At 55.2% G+C, this 25,088-nt stretch carries 20 protein-coding genes, 1 tRNA gene and 3 pseudogenes; 21 read left to right on the top strand and 3 right to left on the bottom strand.

The genetic code is table 11. The features are described 5' to 3' along the window. Positions 1-3: 3 nt before the first annotated feature. The 6 genes from lpxD to J122_RS17565 all read left to right on the top strand — a co-directional run bounded on the left by lpxD (position 4) and on the right by J122_RS17565 (position 4,309). A complete protein-coding gene (gene lpxD, locus J122_RS17590) occupies positions 4-1,026 on the top strand; it encodes a UDP-3-O-(3-hydroxymyristoyl)glucosamine N-acyltransferase (protein WP_227510274.1) in 1,023 nt (340 codons plus the stop codon). Positions 1,027-1,037: 11 nt separating this feature from the next. Beyond that, positions 1,038-1,475: a 3-hydroxyacyl-ACP dehydratase FabZ gene (gene fabZ, locus J122_RS17585; RefSeq protein WP_058090249.1), complete on the top strand. Its 438-nt coding sequence runs from the start codon at positions 1,038-1,040 to the stop codon at positions 1,473-1,475. After that, positions 1,475-2,266: an acyl-ACP--UDP-N-acetylglucosamine O-acyltransferase gene (lpxA, locus tag J122_RS17580; RefSeq protein WP_061333429.1), complete on the top strand. Its 792-nt coding sequence runs from the start codon at positions 1,475-1,477 to the stop codon at positions 2,264-2,266. The genes fabZ and lpxA overlap by 1 nt, the downstream gene beginning before the upstream one ends. Before the next feature lie 39 nt (positions 2,267-2,305). Beyond that, positions 2,306-3,463, top strand: coding sequence for a lipid-A-disaccharide synthase (gene lpxB / locus J122_RS17575; protein ID WP_061333454.1), 1,158 nt, complete (start codon positions 2,306-2,308; stop codon positions 3,461-3,463). Next, complete coding sequence (gene rnhB / locus J122_RS17570; protein ID WP_061333428.1) at positions 3,463-4,149, top strand: ribonuclease HII; 687 nt, start codon at positions 3,463-3,465, stop codon at positions 4,147-4,149. The genes lpxB and rnhB overlap by 1 nt, the downstream gene beginning before the upstream one ends. A gap of 83 nt (positions 4,150-4,232) precedes the next feature. Then, positions 4,233-4,309, top strand: a tRNA-Met gene (locus J122_RS17565). Between the two features lie 193 nt (positions 4,310-4,502). Here the strand turns inward: J122_RS17565 and J122_RS17560 are convergent. Further along, complete coding sequence (locus J122_RS17560) at positions 4,503-4,760, bottom strand: helix-turn-helix domain-containing protein (RefSeq protein ID WP_061333427.1); 258 nt, start codon at positions 4,758-4,760, stop codon at positions 4,503-4,505. Positions 4,761-4,888: 128 nt separating this feature from the next. Between J122_RS17560 and J122_RS17555 the strand changes: the two genes are divergently transcribed. The 5 genes from J122_RS17555 (at position 4,889) to J122_RS17535 (ending at position 9,902) form a co-directional block, all read left to right on the top strand. Beyond that, on the top strand, positions 4,889-5,122 hold the full coding sequence (locus J122_RS17555) for a hypothetical protein (protein ID WP_008170356.1): 234 nt from the start codon (positions 4,889-4,891) through the stop codon (positions 5,120-5,122). Further along, a complete protein-coding gene (locus J122_RS17550) occupies positions 5,115-6,338 on the top strand; it encodes a tyrosine-type recombinase/integrase (protein WP_061333426.1) in 1,224 nt (407 codons plus the stop codon). The genes J122_RS17555 and J122_RS17550 overlap by 8 nt, the downstream gene beginning before the upstream one ends. Further along, complete coding sequence (locus J122_RS17545) at positions 6,325-7,278, top strand: TraI domain-containing protein (RefSeq protein WP_061333425.1); 954 nt, start codon at positions 6,325-6,327, stop codon at positions 7,276-7,278. The genes J122_RS17550 and J122_RS17545 overlap by 14 nt, the downstream gene beginning before the upstream one ends. 524 nt (positions 7,279-7,802) lie before the next feature. After that, positions 7,803-9,194 carry a group II intron reverse transcriptase/maturase gene (gene ltrA / locus J122_RS17540; RefSeq protein WP_061333424.1) on the top strand — a complete coding sequence of 464 codons (1,392 nt, stop codon included), beginning with the start codon at positions 7,803-7,805 and terminating at the stop codon, positions 9,192-9,194. Between the two features lie 165 nt (positions 9,195-9,359). Continuing rightward, positions 9,360-9,902 carry a YqiA/YcfP family alpha/beta fold hydrolase gene (locus tag J122_RS17535; protein ID WP_061333423.1) on the top strand — a complete coding sequence of 181 codons (543 nt, stop codon included), beginning with the start codon at positions 9,360-9,362 and terminating at the stop codon, positions 9,900-9,902. Positions 9,903-9,955: 53 nt separating this feature from the next. Here J122_RS17535 and J122_RS17530 read toward each other — a convergent pair. Continuing rightward, positions 9,956-10,561: pseudogene (locus J122_RS17530) on the bottom strand (IS630 family transposase); the annotation flags it as partial. Between the two features lie 232 nt (positions 10,562-10,793). Next, a complete protein-coding gene (locus J122_RS17525; RefSeq protein WP_061333422.1) occupies positions 10,794-12,110 on the bottom strand; it encodes an IS1380 family transposase in 1,317 nt (438 codons plus the stop codon). A gap of 988 nt (positions 12,111-13,098) precedes the next feature. Between J122_RS17525 and ltrA (J122_RS17520) the strand changes: the two genes are divergently transcribed. From ltrA (J122_RS17520) to J122_RS17480, 10 genes and pseudogenes are all read left to right on the top strand, one after another. Next, positions 13,099-14,376, top strand: coding sequence for a group II intron reverse transcriptase/maturase (gene ltrA / locus J122_RS17520; RefSeq protein ID WP_061333421.1), 1,278 nt, complete (start codon positions 13,099-13,101; stop codon positions 14,374-14,376). Positions 14,377-14,832: 456 nt separating this feature from the next. Then, positions 14,833-16,201, top strand: a pseudogene (gene ltrA, locus J122_RS17515) (group II intron reverse transcriptase/maturase). 219 nt (positions 16,202-16,420) lie between these two features. Further along, the gene (gene benA / locus J122_RS17510) at positions 16,421-17,779 is read left to right on the top strand and encodes a benzoate 1,2-dioxygenase large subunit (protein WP_061333420.1); all 1,359 of its coding nucleotides are present in this window, start codon (positions 16,421-16,423) and stop codon (positions 17,777-17,779) included. Positions 17,780-17,782: 3 nt separating this feature from the next. Then, positions 17,783-18,277 (top strand): aromatic-ring-hydroxylating dioxygenase subunit beta, encoded by a 495-nt coding sequence (locus tag J122_RS17505; RefSeq protein WP_061333419.1) that lies wholly within the window; start codon positions 17,783-17,785, stop codon positions 18,275-18,277. A gap of 68 nt (positions 18,278-18,345) precedes the next feature. Continuing rightward, entirely contained in the window at positions 18,346-19,359 is a 1,014-nt protein-coding gene (gene benC, locus J122_RS17500; RefSeq protein WP_061333418.1) for a benzoate 1,2-dioxygenase electron transfer component BenC, read from the top strand. A gap of 10 nt (positions 19,360-19,369) precedes the next feature. After that, positions 19,370-20,155: a 1,6-dihydroxycyclohexa-2,4-diene-1-carboxylate dehydrogenase gene (locus tag J122_RS17495; protein ID WP_061333417.1), complete on the top strand. Its 786-nt coding sequence runs from the start codon at positions 19,370-19,372 to the stop codon at positions 20,153-20,155. 285 nt (positions 20,156-20,440) lie between these two features. Then, positions 20,441-21,592 carry an IS1634 family transposase gene (locus tag J122_RS21300; protein WP_156471779.1) on the top strand — a complete coding sequence of 384 codons (1,152 nt, stop codon included), beginning with the start codon at positions 20,441-20,443 and terminating at the stop codon, positions 21,590-21,592. A 154-nt stretch (positions 21,593-21,746) separates the two neighbouring features. Next, entirely contained in the window at positions 21,747-22,700 is a 954-nt protein-coding gene (locus tag J122_RS21295; protein ID WP_082780632.1) for an AraC family transcriptional regulator, read from the top strand. A gap of 181 nt (positions 22,701-22,881) precedes the next feature. Further along, complete coding sequence (locus J122_RS17485; RefSeq protein WP_061333416.1) at positions 22,882-23,919, top strand: IS110 family transposase; 1,038 nt, start codon at positions 22,882-22,884, stop codon at positions 23,917-23,919. Between the two features lie 578 nt (positions 23,920-24,497). After that, a pseudogene (locus tag J122_RS17480) lies at positions 24,498-24,974 on the top strand (transposase); the annotation flags it as partial. Positions 24,975-25,088 lie beyond the last annotated feature (114 nt).

The raw sequence follows: 25,088 nt of genomic DNA, 5'->3' as shown, positions 1-25,088 counted from the left end.
ATGGTGCAAAAATCCTTTCGTTTGCAGGAACTGGCCGAGGCGTTGGGTGCTGAGCTGAGGGGGGATCCGGACACAGCCATTTCCGGTTTGGCAACGCTGCAGGCTGCGGGCCCCGGGCAGATGAGTTTTCTGGCTAATCCCGCCTATGCCAAGTATCTGGCGCAGACCAAGGCCTCTGCGGTGATTGTGTCGCCGGCTAATGCGGCCGATGCTCCGACCAATGTCCTGTTACTGGACAACCCCTACCTGGGCTACGCTCGCATCAGTCACTGGTTTGACGCCACGCCGGCACCGGTTGCCGGTATTCACCCTACCGCCGTGGTTGATCCCTCGGCAACCGTTGCGGACTCTGCCTGTGTCGGCCCGCACGTGGTGATTGAAGCGGATGCGCAAATCGGTGATCAAGTTGTCATCGGGGCCGGCTGTTTCATCGGAGCCCGTTCCCGGATCGGTGATCAGTCAGTCCTGCGCCCGCGAGCTACCCTGGCCCATGATGTAGTGCTTGGGCAGCGTTGTCATATTCTCAGCGGGGCAGTCATTGGTTCAGATGGCTTTGGGTTTGCCAACGAGCGTGGTGTGTGGCACCGCATTGCCCAGGTTGGGGGCGTGGTGCTCGGAGATGATGTAGAGATTGGTGCCAATACCACGATTGATCGGGGTGCGGTTGACGACACAGTAATTGGCAATGGTGTAAAGATCGATAACCTGGTTCAGGTTGCGCACAACGTGCGCATTGGCGACCACAGCGCCATGGCCGCGAAAGTGGGCATTGCCGGCAGTACAAAGATTGGTCGACATTGTGTGTTCGGGGGCGCCGCTGGTGTTGCCGGCCACCTGGAAATTACGGATCAGGTGCAACTGACCGGTATGACGATGGTCACAGGCGACATTGCAGAGCCCGGGGTGTATTCGTCGGGTACCAGCGCAGATACCAACCGGCAATGGCGAAAAAATGCGGTACGCTTCAGGCAGTTGGACGTTCTGGCGAGGCGGGTCAAGGAACTGGAAAAAAAGCTAGAGGGCTGAGGCCAAGCAAGATGATGAAAATTGATGAAATCCTGGAGTATCTGCCGCATCGCTATCCGTTTCTGCTGGTGGACCGGGTAACCGAAGTCGAAAAAGGAAAGTCGATTAAGGGATACAAGAATATCTCCTTCAATGAGCCTTTCTTCACCGGGCATTTCCCGGACAACCCCATTATGCCCGGGGTGCTGATTATTGAGGCCATGGCGCAACTTTCCGGAATTCTCGGTTTTGTGACCGTGGAACGGAAACCGTCTGATGGCGTGATACAATATCTGGCTGGCTCCAGTAAAGTACGCTTCAAGCGTCCCGTGCTGCCGGGAGACCGCCTGGATATGGAATCCGAGTTTGTGTCTGGCAAGCGTGGTATCTGGAAATTCGAATGCCGCGCATTGGTGGACGGAGAAGTCGCGTGCGTTGCAGAAATATTGACCGCTGAGAGAGAAGTTTGATGGCGACAAATGACTGGTCGGGTGTCCATCCTCAGGCGATTGTGGACCCGTCAGCCAAACTGGCGGATAACGTTACGGTAGGTCCCTGGAGTTACATTGGCCCGGGGGTGGAAATCGGTGAGGGCACCGAGATTCTTTCCCATGTGGTGATCAAGGGCCCGACAGTTATCGGTCGCAATAACCGTATTTTCCAGTTCTCCAGTATCGGGGAAGAGTGTCAGGACAAGAAGTACGCCGGTGAGCCAACGACACTGGTGATCGGCGACAACAACGTTATCCGCGAGAACTGCACCATCCACCGCGGAACCATTCAGGACCGGGGCGAAACCCGCATTGGCAATGGCAACCTGCTAATGGCCTACGTGCATGTTGCCCATGACTGCTGCGTTGGAGACAACACCATTCTGGCGAACTGTGCCACCCTGGCTGGTCACGTTACGGTAGGTGATTACGCCATCCTCGGTGGCGGCACCATGGTGCATCAGTTCTGCCATATCGGGCCTCACAGCATGGCGGCCGGTGGCAGTATCGTGCTCAAGGATATCCCCGCTTATGTCATGGCCAGCGGACAGTCAGCCCAGCCCCACGGCATGAACGTGGAGGGGCTTAAGCGCCGGGGTTTCGGCAAGGAAGTTTTGTTGACCTTACGCCGGGCCTACAAGGTGATCTACCGTCAGGGCCTGACCACAGAGCAGGCACTGGAAGAACTTGAGGGCAGCTTTGCTGACGTGCCAGAGGTTCGCCCGCTGATCGACTCGCTCCGGGGAGCGGATCGCGGCATCATCCGCTGATCCGGCAGGAGGCTGCCGGTGACGCACGCACAGGCTGACATGGTCAGTTCCCGCAAGTTGACCATTGCCATTATCGCCGGTGAGGCATCGGGGGATATCCTCGGTGCCGGCTTGATCCGGTCTCTCCGTAATCGCTATCCGAATGCCCGCTTCGTTGGTATTGGCGGCGATGAGATGAACGCCGAAGGGTTTCATTCCCTGGTCCCCATGGAGCGGTTATCCGTTATGGGGTTGGTGGAAGTGCTGGGGCGTATTCGGGAGTTGTTCAGTATCCGCGCCCGGCTGTTGGACTATTTCTTTACCACTCCGCCGGATGTCGTGATTGGCATTGATTCACCGGATTTCACCCTGGCTATCGAGCGGCGGTGTCGGGAGGCGGGTATCCCCTCGGTTCATTATGTGAGTCCTTCGGTCTGGGCGTGGCGCCAGAAGCGTATTTTCAAGATTGCCAAGTCTGTGGACCTGATGCTCACGCTGTTTCCCTTTGAAGCCCGTTTCTACGAAGAGCACCAGGTGCCGGTCGCTTTTGTGGGGCACCCGCTGGCTGATCGTATTCCCATGGAACCGGATACCGGTTCCGCCCGGGAGAGCCTTGGGCTTGAGCCAGACAAGCCGGTACTGGCCGTTTTGCCAGGCAGTCGGGGTGGGGAGGTGGAGCGCCTTGGTACACTGTTCCTGGAGGCCTCCCGTTGGCTACAGACCCGCAGGCCAGACATTCAGTTGGTGATTCCCTGTGTAAACCGGGATCGGGAACGGCAGGTTCAGGCGTTGGTGGAATCCCTGGACGTGAAACTGTCGGTTACCCTGGTGCGTGGTCGCTCTCGTGAGGTGATGGCTGCCAGTGATGTGGTGCTGCTTGCCTCAGGAACTGCCACCCTCGAAGCGATGTTGCTCAAAAAGCCAATGGTGGTGGGCTACCGATTGAGCAACTTCAGTTACAAGCTGCTGTCGCGGCTGGTAAAAGTGCCCTGGGTGGCGTTACCGAACCTGCTCGCCCAGAAACCATTAGTGCCGGAACTGTTGCAGGACGATGCCACTCCTGAAAGCCTGGGTGCTGCTGTGCTTGAGCGACTGGAAAATGAACAGGAGCGGGCTGCATTGAAGCGAGCCTTTTCCGAGCTTCATCAGTCGCTGAAACAGAATGCCGATGAGCGGGCCGCCAAGGCTGTTTCTGAGTTGTTGGAGCGGCACCGCTAATGGCTGGTAAGGCGCTCCCTCCGTTTGAATGCAGTTATCAAGGCTGGCGACTCGCCGGGGTGGACGAGGTAGGCCGGGGCCCTTTAATCGGTGCCGTCGTCACCGCAGCGGTTATCCTGGACCCCGAGCGGCCTATTCAGGGCCTTGCGGATTCCAAGAAGCTCACAGAGAAGCGGCGCCTGGCACTGTACGATGAGATTGTCGAAAAGTCAGCGGCTTGGTGCCTGGGGCGCTGTGAGCCTGGCGAGATCGATCAATTGAATATCTACCAGGCCACGATGCTGGCCATGAAGCGGGCGGTGGATGGTCTTTCCATCGCTCCGGAATACGTTCTCGTGGATGGCAACCGTTGCCCGAACTGGCGCTGGCCATCGGAGCCGGTGGTAAAAGGGGATAGTCGACACCCGGCCATCAGCGCGGCATCTATCATTGCCAAGGTGACGCGTGACCGGGAAATGGCGTTGCTGGAGCAAACCTATCCCGGTTACGGTCTGGCGCAACATAAGGGGTACCCGACGCCGGTGCACCTGGAGGCGCTGATGCGTCTTGGGGCAACCCCGGAGCATCGCCGATCCTTTCGTCCTGTCCAGGAAGCAATTGACTCCGCAGGTTTCTTTCAGCCGGCCAGCGAGAAGGGTGCGCCCGAGTTGAGCTATCCCACCGACCTGTTTGAAAATATGGATTGACAGTCCCGGTGGTGCGCTGTAATATTCGCGCCACGTTGATCGGGGCAACCCCGGTAAACAAAAGATTTCGTTAAAAGTTTTGATGCGGGGTGGAGCAGTCTGGTAGCTCGTCGGGCTCATAACCCGAAGGTCGTTGGTTCGAATCCAGCCCCCGCTACCATATAAAAGAAAGGCAGATCAGTTACTTACTGATCTGCCTTTTTTGTTTTCTGACCCTGAAATTTTCTCCGTGCCCTCATCGTGCCCTATGCGTGCCAATTTCCGATTTGGATATTTTGGCCCCTCTTCGTTGTTGACCGTAAGTCTTCCGGGGCACGGGGCATTAGCTTCCGCCCTCATGCCAAGAAAGAAAGTCACTTTACGCCGTCAGATCTTTCCGACTCGTCCGAGACTTCCTTGATGTGCGTGATTAATTGCTCAACCGAACAGTCGAAATAAGTGCATAGCCTATCAATGTTGTCCGTCACTGTGCTGTGGCCGGGATGATTGATGATTTTCGACAGAGTCATCCTGTTGATGCCGGTGTCCTTAGCAATTTCACCAATAGTGATTCGTCGTTTCTCGGCAAATTCCTTATCTGCTATCAATTCCTTCAAATGGAAACGGATCATCTCTCTGCTCTTTTGATAAAAAAAAGTATCAAACGCCACTTGCAATTATCGAAATAGGACGTATATTGATGATCAAGTGATAACAAAAGTTGTCAACTGATCATTGATTGGCGAAAGGAGATGTTCTCATGAATAACACGTACCTGACAACTGAAGAGCTATCAGAGCGTATCAAGTATGACCCCCGGACCATCCGTCAGTGTCTGAAAGACAGCGTCCTGTTAGAAGGTAAACATTATATCCGTCCATTTGGCGGCCGAAAAATCCTCTACATCTGGGAGATTATTGAGGAGGACATGCTCAGCATGGCTCAAAACAATCTGGCCATCCCGATGGCGAGCGGAGGTGTTTGTCATGGCTAAGGTGCGAGCACGCGTCGATACAAAAAAGCTCTTTATCGATTTCCGGTACCGAGGAATACGCTGCAGGGAGCAGACTCTATTGAGTGACACCGCCCGCAACCGTAAGCAGCTGGAGACATTGATCCAGCGAATGGAAGCCAAAATGTTGGTCGGGGATTTTGACTACGCCGAGTTCTTTCCGGGAAGCAAAAACCTTAAAAAGCTGGAGGACGCTGGGGTCCTTCCCAAAAATGGTGAGGGTGTTCTTGGTCAGTCAGAATCTACTTCTCCTCTGTTCACAGACTTCGCTGACCAGTGGTTCTTGGAATCGAAAATCCAGTGGCGGAACTCCCACACTCGCAATGTGGAGTCCATTCTGGCCAGCTCTCTGAAGCCAGCCTTCAAAGATAAACGGGTAGGCGAGATTTCCAAGCCGGACATTCTGGCTGCGCGTAACAAGATGGCTCGGAGGAAGGGAAGGGGAGCGAGTGGTTTGATAGCGCCCAAAACCATCAACAGCCACATGACCATTCTGCGGATGATTCTGACGGAGGCGGCTGAGCGGTTTGACTTCACCAATCCCTATCTGAACATCAAACCGCTCAAACAGCAGAAGGTGCACATCGAGCCGTTCTCCCTGAATGAGGTAGAAAAGATCCTCGAAACGGTCAGGGAAGATTACCGTAACTACTATCTGGTGCGTTTCTACACAGGCCTGCGCACCGGGGAAGTTGACGGCCTCAAGTGGGAACATGTGGATTTCGAAAAACGGGAAATCCTGGTACGAGAAACCCTCATCCATGGTCAGACCGAGTATACCAAAACGGATGGCTCTCAGCGGGAAATCCCCATGTTTGGCCCGGTGTACGGTGCGCTCAAGGCCCAGTACGAGGCGACTGGCAAGCTCAGTAAGTTCGTGTTCTGCAATCGGCTGGGAGAGCCACTGGACCATAACAATGTAACCAAGCGTGTCTGGTACCCGCTGCTGGAGCATCTCAAATTAAAGAAACGTCGTCCCTACCAGACGCGGCACACGGGGGCGACACTGCTCCTTGCCTCCGGTGAGAACCCGGAATGGGTGGCCAGAACCCTCGGCCATTCCTCCACGGAAATGCTGTTCAAAGTGTATTCCCGCTATATCCCAAACCTGACTCGGATGGATGGCAGTGCCTTTGAGCGCCTAATTCAGAGCCGGGTCATTGAAAACGATAAGGAGGTAGGTGGTGAAACTGAATGATCTGCGACCGTTGACCCAGGAGACGTTCAAAGGCACCTACCGATTAACGGGGCGTGTTGCTTGCTTTGATGATGAAGGTATTCCGTACCTGAAGCTTCGGTTGAGCAGCTGTGTCAGCGACATCGTGGTTCTGGCGGTAATGGGTTCTATATTGATTCCAGAGCACCTGGGTCACATGGATCTGGTTGTGGTCAAAGGTCAGGTGTGTGTTGGTGCGGAGGAAAGTGAGATCCTGCTGAACGATATCCGCCGCCCGTTACAGGCAGACGTTGTCAACTTGCCTGCATTGCAGACTTTGCCACGAACATTCTGCCCGAAGCCGGAGTCACTGGATCAGCTGGTGGCTGCGGTACGTTCTTTGCGATCAGCCCCGTTACAGATGTTCATTAAGCGAGTCTTGGAGCGCCGTGACCGATTGGAGGTTTTCCTCAAAGCGCCGGCGAGCAGGCATTACCATCACAACGAACCCGGCGGGCTGCTGGCTCATTCCCTGGACGTTGCGAAGAACGTACTGGTTATGACCAAGGCCAATGAACCCGATATGCCTCGAGAACTCCAGGAGCTCGGCTTCGTCGCTGGCTTGTTGCACGATATTGGCAAGACCTACACTTATGATACGTGGGGTAAGCCGACCGCAACCGCACGGTTGTGCGACCACGCCGACATGACCTTGGAGGCCTGCGCCTACGGTCTGGCGTATCTCGACAAGGTAGACCCTGATGCAGCGCTTGCACTCAGGCACATCTGGACTTGCGCCTCACCCGGCGCACGCTACGGAGTCAACCCTGTCATGACGCTTGCCCGCTATGTTCGGGACGCCGATGCCCAGAGTGCCATGGCTGACAATCAGCGGAAGGCCTATCGAAAGCGCCAACCAATCGGTTTTGGAAGGCTGGGAAACAACACCTATTGGCGGCCATCGATAGAAGCTCATGGATGAGGCTGATGGAAACTACAGTGAGGGGTGTGAGCATGTTGGGGCCACACCCCTTTGTTTTGGTGCGCCAGGCATGGCGCGTAGCGCCTTGACGGGCGCTGTTCCGGTACAGGTGGTGCTGGCCGGATGACTTGGGGGTGCAATTCCCCTGTGGGCCCGGCAAGGGGAACCACTAGCCGGACGGCAAGGGTGTCCACCGCGAGGTGGAATCTGAAGGAAGCCGCAGGCAAAGCACTGGCCCGACGAACAGAAATCGCATAGGAGGCGGTCACACCGGGTAAGGCGGCCAATATCGCCAAAGCCCGATACTTGCACGGAAGGTGTGGACGTAGATGCGGCGGGCATAAGTGTGAAGGTCACGTGTCTTACCCTGGGAAGTCTGGTTCTCTGCCTTTGTGCTACTTACCCCGCGAGGGGTGGGGATGGGGAGCCAGAACTCAGCCGAGGTCATAGTAGGTGCGTCACCGCGTACTGAAGGACCGAACATGGTTGGCCACCAGTAGGCGGTGAGTTCTCGTGAAGTGCTTATGAAGACAGAAGCGACTCGGATGGGTCAGGGCCTTCAGGAAGGGGTCGGGCGGAACCCGGCAAATACTGAAGTCCGTGTCGAGGCAGACGCGGGGGCTCACTCGTGGACGAACGCGGAGCCGAATGCGCTGATGGAACGGGTGCTTGAGCGCCCGAACCTGATGCGTGCGTATCAGCGGGTGGTGTCTAACAAGGGTGCCGCTGGTATCGATCAGATGCCGGTCTCAGCCCTGAAGGGTCACCTGCAACAGCACTGGCCAGCGCTGCGCGAGCGGCTGCTGGCCGGGAACTACCATCCCCAGCCGGTGCGCCGGGTCAGTATCCCCAAGCCGCAAGGCGGCGAACGGATACTGGGTATCCCGACGGTGCAGGATCGCCTGATCCAACAGGCGCTTCACCAAACACTAAGCCCAATGCTGGAGACGACCTTCTCGGATCACAGCTACGGGTTCCGCCCTGGTCGAAGTGCCCACCAGGCGGTCAAGGCGATGCAACGGCACATCAATGACGGCCACCGCTGGGTGGTCGACCTGGATCTGGCCCAGTTCTTCGACCGGGTCAACCACGATGTGCTGATGGGCTTGTTGGCCCGTCGCATCACCGACCGACGGGTACTCACCCTGATCCGACGTTACCTGCAAGCCGGCATGCTCGAAGGTGGGTTGGTCAGCCCGAGACGAGAAGGGACACCGCAAGGTGGCCCTCTCTCACCCTTGCTCTCCAACGTGCTCCTGACCGAACTGGACCGGGAGCTGGAGAGACGGGGACACCGGTTCTGCCGCTACGCGGACGACTGCAACATCTATGTCCGCAGCAGAAGAGCCGGTGAGCGGATCATGACCAGCGTCACCCACTTCCTGGAACGGTCTCTGCGCCTGAAAGTGAACACAGACAAGAGTGCTGTGGATCGCCCATGGCGCCGGAGCTTTCTGGGTTACAGCGTAAGCTGGCATAAAAGGCAGGCAAGGTTGAGGGTTGCACCGAAGAGCCTGAAGGCCTTCATGGCCAAGCTGCGTCCGCTGCTTAAGCGATCTCGCGGGCAGTCGCTGACGACAACTATCCAGAAGTTGAACCCGGTTCTCCGAGGCTGGGCGAATTACTATCGCCTGACGGCCTCGAAACGCTCGGTGGAGGCACTGGATGGCTGGATACGGCGGCGACATCGCCTGATTCTATGGCAGCAATGGAAGCGGGCCCATACCCGGGCGCGCAATCTGATGCGGCTCGGTCTGACGGAGCAACGGGCTTGGATGAGCGCAACGAATGGCCGTGGTCCCTGGTGGAACAGTGGCGCGTCTCACATGAACGCGGCGCTGCCCAAGAAGGTGTTCAATGGCCTGTCTCTGGTAAGCTTGCTGGATACGATGGTTCGGCTTCAGAGCCAACCGTGAACCGCCGTGGTACGGAACCGTATGCCCGGTGGTGTGAGAGGACGGGGGAGGCAACTCCCCCTCCTACTCTCACGGTGCGTAGGGGCAGCACTTAGGCTATGGAGCAGGCATTTACTCCCCAACGGTGCTAAGGTCAGGAAAAACATTGCGTTCCGAGCGAAGGATATGCTGAAAATATACTACCTCCACGGCTTCGCCAGCCGCTTCTATATCACCAGCGACAAACTCAAAACGCTCGCCAGGCTTGGCCCTGTCTATGGTCACGACATCGACTACACCCAAGGCTCGGAAGACATTATCGAAGAGAGCTTGGACAAGCTGATGCGAGTGAACCCGGATCTTCTGGTTGGAACTTCAATGGGAGGATGGCTGGCAGGTATTCTCGCAGCTGAAACCGGCATTCCGGTTGTGGCCATCAATCCGGTGACGGAGCCTGCCCAAAGTCTCAGACCTTGGATAGGGCAGGGTGTCGATCATCAGGGCCAGGCCTATCAACTGACAGACGACGTGGTTTCAAGCTACTACCCTTTCACCCACTATGGCAGCGGGCTTGTGCTGCTGGACCAGGGGGATGAACTGCTTCCGTGGAAAGACACCGCCAGGGTGCTTGGGGATTATTTTCCGGTTCATCGCTTTGAGGGTGGCAGCCACCGGTTTGAACATATGGAAGAGGCGCTGGAGCTGATTCGGGAGCATGTGCAGGATTAACGCTCTGGCATGATGAGGTTAACCGCAAGGAGACTGGGTTTCACTAGTGTGCCTTACCAAAAGTTCGTCCAGTTATTAAGCTTATCGGATAGACGAGCAATTGATTCAATGATTTGATCCGCTGTCTTACGCCAGACAAAAGGCTTGGGATCGTCATTGTATCGGGCCAGGTAGTCTTTAATAGAAGCCTCCAGTTCGCGAGTGCTGCAGTGCGAGTTGCGCTTGATCCAACGTTCTGAGATCAGGCCGAAAAATCGTTCTACCAAGTTGACCCACGATGCTGATGTTGGCGTGAAATGCACGTGATAGCGGGGCCTTGCGGCGAACCAGGCTCGCACCTTTTCGGTCTTGTGGGTCCCGTAGTTGTCCATGACCAGGTGGATATCCAGATCCTCCGGAACCTCCCGGTCAATCTCCTTTAAAAACGCCAGAAACTCTTTGGTACGGTGTCGCCTGTGAAGGCGTCCGATAACCTTACCAGTGGCAACGTCCAGGGCCGCAAACAGAGTTGTCGTGCCATGGCGAACGTAGTCGTGTGTTCGGGTTGTTTCGGAGTAACCAAACGACAGCGGAAGCGCCGGCTGAGTGCGGTTCAGCGCCTGTATCTGGCTTTTCTCGTCCACACACAGGACCAGGGCCCGGTCAGGCGGATTCATATACACCTGAATCAGTGACTTCGCAGGCCAATATACCCCGCAAAGCGCAAGCTGGGGTAATACGGGCAAAATCTGAACAGATTAGACCCATGAATAGCTGAAAGGTGTAGTGCAAAGTCGACCAGCTGCCATAAACTGGCTGTTTTGTGATCAACAGATGGTGTTCAGGCAATAGCGGATTGCCCCGGCATGGTTTTCCGGGTGGCTTTAAGGTGGCGACTGTTGTCAAACTGGTTTAACCGGAGGAGGCAAGGCTTCCATAGAGGTCGCGGTAAACGGCAAACCCCGGACAGTGCCGACCAAAGCGCAGGATCCACTGCCTGCCGCTGTGCACCAGGCGACAGGCCATGGTCATCAGCTCCTGCATCACCGTTCTCAGGCGGCGTCGCTTGGCCGGATGGCGTACCGGCGCATCCGGGGCCGTCAGTCTCAGCCCCATCCAGCGCAGCAGGTTGTAACCCATCGCTGCGAAGGCCATGACCAGGTTGTTGGTGTGGAACTTGCCCGAAGGCAGGCGTTCCAGGTCCAGGTCGGTTTTGAACTCGCTATGGAATTGCTCACTGGTGGCGTGATCGCTGTACAGAGTCATGACTTGTTGCTCACTGGCCACATCGGCAGACGGGGACGTAATCCAGCCTTCAACACTGACCTCCGGCTCCAGGTACAACTGGCCAGCGGCATCACTGGTGTGAACAGCGACCTTAACGATTTGGCGTAGACCGGGTTCATCGGGAAGGTCTTCTGACAGAACCGCCTCCATCTTGCCGTCGCGGTCCAGCGACCAGGCTTTCTGGGCTTGGGCCTTGTCTGCCCAAGCCAAGGGATCCTGTTTGCGAGGGTTCCACTTGATCAGGAAATCGACCTGCTCCTGCTCGCGCAGGAAGTCGCGGTTGTCGCGGGCATCGTGTGCACTGTCCAGGCGCAGCAGGATGGGCTTGTCCGTCAATGCCCGGGCTCGGGGCAAAACCCGTTTGAGGGTGTCGAGAAATCCATTATTGGCGTGCTGGCTGCCAGGGCGTAGCTCACAACCCAGGCACCAGCCTTCCTGGCCCAGATACGCGGCAATGGGTGCATAGCCGTCGTAACCCTTGTAGGTGTAGCTGACGCCCTCTTTGTGGGTCTGGCTGTTGTCCATGGGAAAGACATCCATGTCCAGGGCAACGTGGCCCATCGCCAGTGGTGACACCGGCGCTTCGACGGACTGAAGAAATTCAACGCTGGCATCATCCAGCAGTGGTGTCAGGGTTTGGGCATCTTCATCAAATCGCTGGCGCAAACGGGCTGAAGATGGCGACTGCTTGATGCCCAGAGCGGATTTGAAGAACGGATCTGTTCGTACCGGCTCGGCCGCCTCGAAATCACTCTTGCCCAGCGTAATCAGGCCAAGGTAGGTGCGGATAAGCTCAATGTTCGGAATACCGTGGCGCTTGACGACCGTGCGAGCGGTTTTGATCAGCGACGTGTGCCGGTTCAGGCAGTGGCCCACCAGGGCCAGTCCGCCGTGGGGTGTATAGACTTCGGTTCGGGATTGCTGGAGGGTGAAGGTGCGCATGAGACAACATCACTGACTGGGTGAATGAATGTCAGGGGCTATTATATCGCTCAAGATCCTGCTATTGCAGGCTTGGGGCGCGACTTCAGCTCGTTGGATTCACGGATTCAGGTTTCAAACCTTTTGCAGCGCTTGGATAATAGTTGCAGTTAAAGGATTTCGATTGCAAGCTGATTTAGAGATTATTGGCTTGGTAAGACGTTGTTGATCTCCTTGGAGACCTGCTCCCCTCCCTTATTGTTAAGGGGGGGGCTTTTTGTTTGCCCGGCGAAGCCGGCAAACCCGGCCACCTGAAAGAAGGTGGCGTCACCCCGGCTGAGGGGAAGACAATCCGACTGGCAAGGGCGTTGTTGGCTAACGGCAGGGTCTGAAGGAAGCTATAGGAGGTTAACGGTACACAACGCAAGTGAACCTGCTTCGGCAGTCCAGGTGGGTAAGCGTGCAAAATAGCGCGACGCCCGATACTCAGTCAGACCTGGGCTGTGTTTGAGGGTGGCATCGTTAACAGGGAGCCGGTGCAGTAACCGGGGAAGCCTGGCACCCTATCCGGTTCGACCGGACGCTGAGGCTCAAGGTGAAAGCCAAGGCCGCAGCGGGTGTGAGGTGGCAGATGAAGCCGTAGTAGTGACGAAGTTCCGGCCCGAGAAGCCTGGTAACAGTGTGGAGGGCAAAACCGGAATGACCGCTGGCGGAGGTTCAGCGGGCCGATCAGGGTCAAAAGCTCTGGTTGGATGCGAAGGGCGGAAGTCATTAACGAGCATGACGGACGACGAGCGATAGGTGGACGCTGCGTTCACAAGCTGCCCGACGGGGCGGGGATGTGCATCGAGGTGCTGCGGGAACGCAGTCGCTTTGGTGTTCACCGAACAAGGGAGTAGAGCGAGACCGTGGCGGCAGATTGCCAGAGTGCTAGTACCCGGACGGATCGTTTGAAACAGACCAGCAGCCAGGCCGATCCTCGAAGTCGTCATCACACAGATGAGCAGGCATGAGGACCTACTACAGCTTGTACGGACAGCTGCTGTCAAAACAGCGTTTGTATGAAGCCTTCAGGCACGTCAAGCGCAACAAGGGTGCGGCCGGAATCGATGGGCAGAGCCTGAGTGCGTTTGAGGCGAATCTGGAGGTGGAGCTGTCGTGCCTGTTACTCGAACTGAAGGAAAAGCGCTATCGGGCGCACCCGGTCAGGCGTGTGGCCATCGCCAAGGACGACGGTGGTGAACGTTTGCTGGGCATTCCAACGGTTCGGGACCGGGTTGTGCAACAGGCGTTGCGCAGAATCATCGAACCGATCTTCGAGCCGGACTTCCACCCGTCGAGTTACGGGTATCGTCCGGGCCGCAGTGGTCACCACGCCATCGGCAAGGCGGAGTTATTCGTCCGCCGCTACCGACGGACATGGGTAGTGGATATGGACCTGTCGAAATGCTTCGACACCCTGAACCATGACCTGATCATCCGTCAGTTCCGCCGACGGATCACGGACGGCAGTGTTCTGTCACTGCTGCGCCAGTTCCTGGAAAGCGGCGTGATGGTGGGGTACCACCTTGAAGACACGACGTTGGGCAGCCCGCAGGGCGGCGTGATCAGTCCGCTGATCGCGAACGTCTACCTGGACGCCTTCGACCAGTTCATGAAAGCGCGGGGGCATCGGATTGTCCGCTATGCAGACGATATCCTGATCCTCTGCGCCTCCCGAGCTGGGGCGAGCAATGCGTTACGGGTGGCCCAAAGCTACCTGGAAGGGGAGCTGAAGCTGACAGTTAACGCCACCAAGACCCACATCGCCAACAGCGATGAGGGGGTGAAGTTCCTGGGTGTGGTGATCTACACGAACTACACACGCATCCAGGACAAGAAGGTGGTGACACTCAAGCAGAAGCTGAAGGCGCTGACCAGGCGAAACCGGGGCGTCGGACTTGCGGCGATCATCCGCGAGCTGAACCCGGTGCTACGGGGCTTTGTCAACTACTTCCGGGTAGCTAACTGTGCGCGGGTGCTAAAGCAGGTTATGAGTTGGTTAAGACGGCGACTGCGCTGCATCCAGCTCAAACAGTGGAAGAGACCGGGCCGGTTGCATCGGAGGCTGAAACAGTTGGGCTACAAGCCTCCGTTTCGGTACATCAAGATGCAAAGCTGGCGCAATGCGGCCTCACCGCTGGCCCACCATGCAATCCCGAATGCCTATCTGCATAATGACTTACGGTTGGTGGATCCGACCAAGGTCAGAACCGGCATCACTGTCCCCGAATTCGGGGTAAGTTAATGGCATGAGCCGTATACGTGGCCCGTATGTACGGTTCTGTGAGAGGGATGAGGCGGTGACGCCTCACCCTACTTGATGTGCGCCCGGCACGGGCGCACTCCTGGAGGTGCAAGTCCTCCCGTGAGCTGGCCACAGCGAACGAAGTGAAGCGCAACTGCGGAAGGGCGACCGACCGTGGGGAGGAAGCGTGGAGCATAAACCGTGAGCCGATGAACAAGAATCGGATACGAGGCACTGCCAAGCAGGGCGAGCGGGCAAGAAGCCGCGAAGCTCTTGTGGCCAAGGCGAAGTGGTGTAAATCCGGCGGTTGTGCGGTGAAGGAGTGTGTTCTTACCCGGGGAGATCTCGCCTCATGCCTGAAAGGGCGACGTGGTCACGCGGAGCGAGAAGTCAGCAGAGGCCATAGTAGCCGCTAACACAGGGCGAAGGGCTGAACGAGAAGGAGCGTCAAACGCCTTGTCGATGAGCGCTGTAACGCATCAGATGCCCGCGCCAGCGGGGCGGGTTGCAACAAGGGAAGGTGAAGCCTTGCCGGCCGTGACCAGTGATGAAGCAGGACTCCCGCGACGAGAACCGGAGGGCGCAGGGCGAAACCTGCTTGCGCAGGCGTTCGCACGAGAGAATATGCAACGGGCATGGAAGCGCGTGAAGGCCAACAAAGGATCGGCAGGTGTGGACGGGCTGGACATTACCCAAACCGCGGAACACCTGCGATGGGTGTGGCCGGAGCTTCGCCAGCAGCTGCTGAGCGGCTCCTACCAACCACAACCCGTCCGTCGGGTAGGCATCCCGAAACTGGACGGCAGTGAGCGGGAACTGGGTATCCCCACCGTCACCGACCGTCTGATTCAACAGGCACTGCTACAAGTGCTGCAACCTCTGATTGATTCCACCTTCAGCGAGCACAGCTACGGCTTCCGCCCGGGCCGACGGGCCCAGGATACGGTTCTGGCTGCGCAGCGCTACGCCCAGCAAGGCCGCCATATCGTGGTGGACGTTGATCTGTCGAAGTTCTTCGACCGGGTTAACCACGACATCCTGATCGACCGCCTGAAAAAACGCATAAACGATCCCGGAGTCATCCGGCTGGTGCGTGCGTATCTCAACGCGGGTATCATGGATGGTGGCGTGGTCATGGATCGGCATGAGGGCACGCCGCAAGGCGGGCCGTTGTCGCCGTTACTGGCCAACGTTCTGCTGGACGATGTGGATAAAGAGCTGGAACGCCGGGGGCACTGCTTCGCCCGTTACGCCGATGACTGCAACGTCTACGTTCGCAGTCACAAAGCGGGAGAACGGGTGATGCGCCTGCTACGCCGGTGTTACGACAAACTGCGCTTGGTGATCAACGAATCCAAAAGTGCAGTCGCCCGCGTGTTCGGGCGTAAGTTCCTCGGCTATGCCTTGTGGCAAACGAGGGACGGGGAGGTCCGACGCGCGGTATCCACCAAGGCGTTACAGGCGTTCAAGCTCAGAGTCAGGCAACTGACCCGAGGATCAGGGGGGGCGCAGCATGGCACAGGTGGTGGAGAATCTCCGCCGCTATCTGCTTGGCTGGAAAGGATACTTCAGGCTGGCGCAAACGCCACGCATCTGGCGATCACTGGATGAGTGGATACGTCGTCGTCTGAGAATGCTCCACCTTCGGCAGTGGCGACGGGGCAAGACGATCTACCGGGAGCTGATCCGCTTAGGCGCGAGTTCCTGGGTTGCGGAATCCGTGGCGGCGCTGAGTCGTCGCTGGTGGCATAACAGTCGCTCTGCCATCCATCATGTGCTGACCATTGCCTACTTCGATCGGTTGGGAGTGCCGAGACTCTCGTGAAACCTCAACTTCTCGAACCGCCCGGTGCGGACCCGCATGCCGGGTGGTGTGGGAGGGGCGGAACCTATTGGTTCCCCCTCCCCCCCCCCCTCCTATCAAACTGATAGTGCACATTAAAGTGCACCCTCTGCAGATAAGGGACAAAGATATACGCTAGCTGGATATTGAGTGCAGGCATCCTTATTTACAGTGAAAAAGGTCAATAAGGAGGGTATCACCATGCAAGACAATCTGATAGCAAAAGATAGGGGCATGATAGACGTCGATAACATGATGGACGTCGATAAAGAGAAAGGCCTGTATCGAGTTCGACGCGACATGTACACCGATCCTGATCTATTCGAAATGGAGATGAAGTATATCTTCGAAAACAACTGGGTCTATTTGGCCCACGAGAGCCAGGTCGCCAATCCAAATGACTACTTTACAAGTTACATTGGTCGTCAGCCCGTCGTCGTCGTCCGCAATAAGGATGGTGAGCTACACTGCTTTGTTAACGCCTGCAGTCACCGTGGTGCTGTGCTATGTCGCAAGAAGGTGGGCAACAAGGCCGTCTTTACTTGTCCGTTCCACGGCTGGAGCTTTAATAACTCCGGCAAGCTAGTCAAGGTCAAGGATCCCGACGACGCCGGTTACCCGGAGTCCTTCAACTGCGATGGCTCTCACGACCTGAAAAGGGTCCGCTTGGAGAATTACCGCGGCTTCCTGTTCGGCTCGCTGAACGACGATGTCAAGCCTCTGACTGAACATCTTGGCGAAGCGGCTAAGATTATCGATATGGTCGTTGATCAGTCGCCGGAAGGTATAGAAGTGCTGCGCGGTGCGTCGACTTATACCTATGACGGTAACTGGAAAATGCAGGCCGAAAACGGTGCCGATGGTTACCATGTTTCCGCAGTGCACTGGAACTACGTTGCCACCACCGCTCGCCGTAAAACTGGCATGTCTGCAGATGATGTTAAGGCGATGGATGTCTCCTCTTGGAACAAGCAAAAAGGCGGTTTTTATGCCTTCGAACACGGCCATATTCTGCTGTGGCTGAGCTGGCCTAACCCCCAGGATCGTTCCCTGTATGAAAGTCGTGATGAGCTCGTTGAGCGTTTCGGTGCCAGTCGTGCCGATTGGATGATCGGCAAGCTGCGCAATCTTTGTCTGTACCCGAATATGTTCCTTATGGATCAAATGAGCACACAGATCCGTCACTTCCGTCCGATTTCCGTCGACAAAACCGAAGTGACTATCTACTGCTTCGGGCCTAAGGGCGAAGCTGCGCAAGAGCGTGCGCATCGGATCCGTCAGTACGAAGACTTCTTCAACGCCTCAGGCATGGCAACCCCAGATGATCTGGAAGAGTTCCGCGCTTGTCAAGAAGGTTACAATGGTATGAAGTTGCCTTGGAATGACATGTCCCGTGGTGCCGAGCACTGGATCGACGGTCAGGATGAGGAGGCTAAGGAGATCGGTTTGCATCCTGTGATGAGTGGTGTCAAGTCTGAGGATGAGGGGCTCTACATCGTTCAGCATCAGTACTGGAAGAAAGTGATGGCGGAAGCGGTACGCAAGGAAAAGGGGGAGTAATTCATGAATATCAGCTACGACGAAATCCGTGATTTTCTGTATTCCGAACAGCGTTGCCTCGATGACAAGGACTATGACCAGTGGCTTGAGCACTATGCCAAGGATGCCGAATACTGGGTGCCGAGCTGGGACGTTGACGGTGAGTTGACCGAGGATCCTCAGTCCGAAATCTCCTTGATGTACTATGCTCGCCGTGACGGTCTGGAAGACCGAGTGTTTCGCCTCCAGACCGGTCGTTCCAGCTCTAGTTCACAGCCAGAGCCGCGTACCCTGCATATGCTGAGTAATTTGGAAGTGGCCACCGCATCAGACAGTGACGCTGAAGTACGCTACAACTGGGTGACCAACAGCGTTCGCCACGATACCGTGAATACCTACTTTGGTTGCGCGTTCGTCATTCTGGTCCGTAGCGAAGACGGCAAGCTGAAGATCAAGCGCAAGAAGATCGTGCTTAAGAATGACTGTATCCATCAGGTTGTTGATATCTATCACCTTTGATCCCAGCCAATATGATGAACTTCCCTCGGGGTGTCGTTGACACCCTTAGAGGGGACTGAGACATTACAATGTATAAAGTAGCACTTAACTTTGAAGACGGTGTAACCCATTTCATTATTCCAATGCCGATGGAAACGGTTGCGGATGCCGCCTATCGTTCCGGGATCAATATTCCAGTAGACTGCCGTGACGGTGCCTGTGGTACCTGTAAATGTCATTGCGAATCAGGTCGCTATGAGATGGATGGTTATGTAGAGGATGCGCTGTCCGAACAGGAAGCAAAACAGGACTATGTGCTGACTTGCCGCATGATTCCAGAATCGGACTGTGTGGTTACTGTGCCGGCATCATCCGAAGTTTGTGTACAGGGTCGGCAGGTGGATGTACATGCCAAACTGTCCGGCATCAATCGTCTCTCCGATTCCACGCTGTCTTTTACTGTTGCCGGTGATCAGTTGTCAGCCATGCACTTTTTGCCAGGGCAGTATGTCAACGTATTGGTTCCGGGTTCTGACCAGTCCCGATCTTACTCCTTCAGCTCCTTGGTCAACCCGGTTGACGATTCGGTTTCTTTTCTGATGCGTGTGGTATCTGATGGTCTGATGAGTACTTATATGACTGAAAAGGCGAGTATCGGCGACAGCATCGTCCTGCGCGGTCCTTTTGGCAGCTTCTACCTTCGCGATATCAAGCGTCCAATTTTAATGCTGGCTGGCGGTACCGGTCTGGCGCCTTTTTTGGCGATGCTGGAGAAGATTCAGCAGGACGGCAGTCAGTACCCGATCCATCTGATATATGGTGTTACCCGTGACAACGACCTGGTGGAGATAGAAAAATTAGAAGCATTTGCTGCGGCCATCGATAACTTCAGCTTCAGCGCCTGCGTCGCTTCAGAAGAGAGCGACTGGCCGCGAAAAGGCTATGTCACTAACCATCTGAATCCTGATCATCTGCATGGCGATGATGTGGATATCTACCTCTGCGGTCCGCCGCCTATGGTGGAAGCGGTGAGTAGCTACATGCAGGAAAATGGCATTCAGCCAGCCAGCTTCCATTATGAAAAGTTTGCAGCCAGTAAATGAGGAGGATTCCATGAGAGTTGAACGCTTTGAAAACAAGGTAGTTATTGTCACCGGGGCGGCCCAGGGAATTGGTCGCGCTGTAGCCCTTCAGATGGCCGCCGAGAAAGCTATTTTGGTGCTGGTGGACCGCTCTGAAATTGTTGCAGAGGTGGCCGAAGAGGCCCTGACTGCAGGAGCTATTGATGTCCATATCATAAATGCCGATCTGGAGCTGTATGCCGGGGCCTGCAAAGCGATGGATGCAGCCGTCAGTCATTTCGGTCGCATCGACATCCTGGTCAACAACGTAGGCGGTACCATCTGGGCCAAGCCCTATGAAGCCTACGAAGAGGGTCAGATCGAAGCCGAGATTCGCCGTTCCCTGTTCCCGACCCTCTGGTGCTGTCACGCCGTGTTGGCGCAAATGCAGAAGCAACAGCGTGGTGTGATCGTCAATGTGTCCTCCCTCGCAACCCGATCACTTAACAGAGTGCCTTATGCAGCGGCGAAAGGAGGTGTGAACGCTATGACCGTGTGCATGGCGTTTGAGAATGCAAAACACGGTATCAGGGTCAATGCGGTGGCGCCAGGCGGAACCGATGTGGGTGAACGAAGGATTCCGCGCAACAATGAAACCATGAGTCAGCAGGAGAAGGAGTGGTATCAGGCAATTGTTGACCAAACTATCGATTCGACATTCATGAAGCGTTATAGCTTTCCGGAAGAACAGGCAAACGCCATACTCTTTCTGGCTTCTGATGAAGCTTCCTACATTACCGGTGCCGTACTGCCGGTGGGGGGGGGGTATCAGGGCTGACCGTTTAATCCAAACCAAGCAGGGCTTAGGTCAAGCCATTTGCCTTACTAATGGGAAACAAAGTAGCCGAACACTTAAATATTTCAAGTTTGGCGTTTCAGAGGAGTAAAAAAAGCCTAAATAACAATCCGTTATGATTGCCTTGAATTTTTCGAGTATTATGCTGAGCTGTGTCCGGATACAAAGTTTCGCATTAGTAAGTGTGACTAGTGTCCCGTCCGGGTAATTCCTTAGCGTAAATGTGCTATAATTCAGGTCGTTTTTCACCGGCTTGGCGATCCTTTTGTGGCGCGGAAACCAGCACCCTTTAATCTTACCGTAAATGATCAGTTAGAGCTGGAAAGCTGGTTACGGACAAGCACATTAAGTCAGAATCTTGTTCAACGCGCTCGGATCGTTCTGGCTCTGAATAATGGCGAATCACCGAAAACGGTGGCCGAGCGACTGGAGACCAGTACGCCCACCGTTTTCAAGTGGCGTAACCGTTATATCGAGCAGGGCCTGAGTGGCCTGCAAGATGCTCCAAGGCCCGGACAGCCCAGGAAGCTGGACCGGAAAAAGGTCAAGTCAATTCTTGATGACACGGTCAAAAAGCTGCCCAAGGAATCTACCCACTGGAGCGTCCGGTTGATGGCCGAACATGCCGGTGTCAGTCGCTGGCAAGTGCATCAGATCTGGAAAGCTGCTGACCTGAAACCGCACCGGCTAAAAACCTTCAAAATAAGCAATGATCCGGACTTTGCTGAGAAGGTTTTCGATGTCGTTGGCTTGTATCTGAATCCGCCTGATAACGCGCTGGTGCTGTCAGTTGACGAAAAAACGCAGATCCAGGCACTGGATCGCACTCAACTGGAATTCATCCTGGCGGTGCCGGGGCGTCGCTATCGCGGCAGAAAGCTCTCCGATGCCGGCGTCACCGCCAGGTTCTACAAGGCCGTGACCGATGCTCACCTCGGGCATATCCTGAAGGTCGATCTGACCGCCGAGACGTTCAACTATGTCCTGGATCAGCGCGCGCTCGATCGCGCTAGGATGATGGACGGCAAGCTGCTGCTAGTCACCAACATGGCCGACCACGACCCGCTGGAGATCGTAGAGCGCTACCGCGCGCTGGCAGACATCGAGCGCGGCTTCCGAGTACTGAAGAGCGACATCGAGATCGCGCCGGTCTACCACCGGCTACCGGATCGCATCCGCGCTCATGCCCTGATCTGCTTCCTCGCCTTGGTGCTTTACCGGGTGCTCAGGATGCGGCTGAAGGCGAGCAATCATCCGCTGTCGCCGACGCGGGCACTGGAGATTGCCCGCAAGATCCAGTTCCACCAGGTCCTGCTTCACCGTCGCGAGACGGCGAGCGGCCTGACCAAATTGAAGCCTGAACAACGCGACCTTTTCGAGGCGATTGGCCTGCCGGCTCCTGCTGCATCACGCTTGTAGTGCCAATTTTGACAACGCGTTTTCAGGCTAATCAGTAGTTTACGCTTCTATCTGTCGAACTCGGGATTCAGGCATTGCGTAAACTCCTCTGTTGTATTATCTTTTAAATTTGACTAATATCAATAAAAATTTAAAATAAAAAAAGGAGGTTAAAATGACTCTGGAAATCTTTAGCCTTCCACTGCGTTTTAATTTTGCTCGCCCGGAAGCTGTTTCAGAATTTGTGAATCAAAAGGTTGGTCGTCATACTTTAGAGGTGATAAAGTGTGATGCTGCTCGGTCACGTTTGGGTTTCAAGGAATTTTCAGGACTTGGGTTAACCTCAATTTCTTATGGTAGCGAGGTGAGAGTAAAAAGTCCTGAGCTCGAAAGTGTATTTCACTTGCAGATAATTACAAGGGGCACGTGTTATGTATCTTTTGGCTATGAGGGAGTTCTCTTAGGGGTGGGTGATGCTATAATGCTGAATCCTTTCGAGTTAATAATACTTGAATATTCTTCTGACTGTGAAAAGTTAATTGTTAATATACCTGAAAGCTCCATTCAGACTACTGTTCTTTCTGAGCTAGGTTGTCTCCCGAAGCCAGGTGTTCGTTTCGCGCGACGACCAGTAAACCTTTTAAGATTTCCATCATTAGTTAAACTTTTTGAGGCAGTTTTACTGGAAGCTGGAGGGTGTGACGCAGAGATTTTTGGTGCTTTTGACTTTTATAAAGAAGTTGTGATAAACAAAATACTTTGTACATTCGATAATAATGTTCCGATTGAAAAAAACCTCAACAGACCTCATCCTCAGATAGAAGAAATTTCTAGATATATAGAAAAAAATATAAAAAAAGACATCACCATAGATGAGTTGAGTAAGATTTCAAATCTTAGTGTTCGTTCGATTTATTCTTTGTTTTCTAAGACATTATCGACAACACCAAAAAATTATATAAAGAATCAAAAACTTAATAGAGTTCGAGAGGATTTGCTAAACGGCTCAGTAAGGAATGTTACGGAGGTTGCTCTAGATTATGGATTTTCTCACTTAGGTCGGCTGTCCTCTGACTACAAAAGGTTGTTTGGTGAATCGCCTTCAAAAACTTTAAGGAAGGTCTGTTGAATAACCGGCGATTTTTGTCGATGTTGTTTCAAGGCAGCAGCAAACTCGAATTTCAGACGTTATTTTCCTGTTACTAATGGGAATGTAAGCAATGGGATGGACTCCTCCTCACCTAACCGGCATCTACGTGCCAAAATGGTGAGTGAACAATCAACCATCGAGGAGATGAGGAGAAGTCCACATGAACATTATCCGCGTCGGTGTTGATATTGCCAAATCAGTGTTCCACGTCCATGGCGTAGACCGCCACGGTCAAACTCGATGGCAAGGCAAATATTCTCGAAATAAGTGGCTGAATGCGCTCAGCCGCAAAGTGCCGGTCGGTACGGAAATTGGTATGGAGACCTGTGCCTCTGCTCACCACTGGGCTCGTGAACTCCAAAGGCGGGGGTATCCAGTGCGACTGATTGCACCTCAGTTTGTCAAACCCTACGTCAAAAGTAACAAAAATGACCGTGTGGACGCTGAGGCAATATGCGAAGCCATGAGCCGCCCGAACATGCGTTACGCCGCTCCGAAGACCGCTGCCCAGCAGGATGTTCAGGCAGCGCACCGCATCCGTGAAGAGCTGGTTAGCCAGCGTACTGCCAAGGCAAACCAGATCCGGGGACTGATTGGTGAGTATGGCATCGTGGCCCCGGTGGGCATACAGCAGATGCGCAACGCCTTATCAAGATGGCTGGAGGACGCAGAGAATGGGCTTAGTGATAGATTCCGAATCCTGCTCAATGGGCTGGCTGAAGATCTCCGATACCTGGATGATCGCATTGTGGCACTTGACGAAGAAATTGCCGAGAGTGTCAAGCAGGACCCTGTGGCGCGACGCTTGATGACCCTGCGCGGCGTAGGACCACTGACGGCCAGTGCCTTGTCCGGTGCTCTAGGAGATGGCAAGGCGTTTCGCCGAGGGCGGGACTTTGCCGCATCAATCGGGTTAACGCCCAGACAGCACAGTACTGGAGGCCGGGATCGTCTGCTAGGGATCAGCAAGCGAGGCGACAGTTACTTACGCAAATTGCTTGTCCACGGGGCACGGGCCGTGCTGCGACATGTTGATGGTAAAGACGACGGCCTCAGTCGTTGGCTTAAAGGCCTGGCGTCACGAAAGCACGTCAATGTGGCCACGGTGGCATTGGCCAATAAAACAGCCCGCATTGCCTGGGCGCTGGTGCACAATGAATCAACCTACGACGAAGGACTTGCAACGGCTGCTGCTTGAGTGACGGCTAAGCAGCGAGCCTGAGAAACAACCTGAAAACCTGTAGGAGAGGCCCACACCACGATTGCACAGCATTTTGATTGATGGCGAACAGGTCGGACCGGCGTTGGGAAACCCCTTTATGGACGCGGAGCCCAAAGCTCGTGTAAGCGTATGGGAACCGGCGCGCGGATAGCCCATCAGGGTCCGATGCTCATCTATAGGGCATCATTGGAGAGACCGGATACACGTAGGCAGTCGTACCTTCATCGCGATCGAACAAAGTGCTTGCAAAAGAGGAGGAGTCCATACGTGTTAAATCGACCCACTTGCCCTAACCCGGATTTCTCATAGCCACCCAGCAATCTTCACAGATCGATTCCTTTAGCACCAGAGCCCAGCAATCAGGCTTGATCTGGTGATTATTTGATCACTCCCCAGCGTTCAGACGCACCACCCCCTTACCCCCATTGAGCCGGGCCGGGGGAGCCCGCAGCTTCTATCCGGGAACCAGCCGACGAACCAGATCCGTGAGTTCGTCTTTGTAAGGATAGCTGTCGCTCATGAGCACGCGGATTCGCCGGGTGTTGCGAATGTGCGTGTTCCGGGGTGACAGCGGCTTCTATCGCCCCCGATTGCTGAGCTGGTGCGACCGGAATAATGTGGATTATCTGGTGGGCATCAGCAAGAACAGCCGGCTGCTCAAGGAGGTAGATGTAGCCTCGATGCTGATTCGCAAAGCTCACAACGAACTGGGTGAAAAAGTCTCCGCCACCTACCGGTTCCAGTATCAGGCCCGAACCTGGAAACACCCCCGCTGGGTGGTGGCGCGTCTGGAAGAAGGCGAACTAGGACCCAATCCAAGGTTCATCATCAGTTCCCGTTACGACGATGGATTCAAGCTCTACTACGAGCAGTACTGCGCCCGGGGTGACATGGAGAACCGGATTAAAGACCAGCAGCTGTGCCTGTTTGCGGATCGCACCTCCAGCACACAGTGGTGGACCAATCAGTGGCGGCTGATTCTGTCAGGGTTCGCCTACACACTGTTCGAGCGACTGCGGACCTACTTGCGTATTCCAGACCAAGGTTGCCACTGATTCCAGACGAAGCCTGCCACCCATTCCACACGAAAGCTGCCACTGATTCCACGGCAAAGCTGCCACCCTGGCAAGCTGCCTGATTTCCCC

Origin of the sequence: Marinobacter excellens LAMA 842, from assembly GCF_001574445.1 — a bacterium.
Classification (GTDB): Bacteria; Pseudomonadota; Gammaproteobacteria; order Pseudomonadales; family Oleiphilaceae; genus Marinobacter; species Marinobacter shengliensis.
The sequence above is the reverse complement of the archived record's forward strand: the minus strand, read 5'-3'. Positions and strand labels throughout refer to the sequence as shown.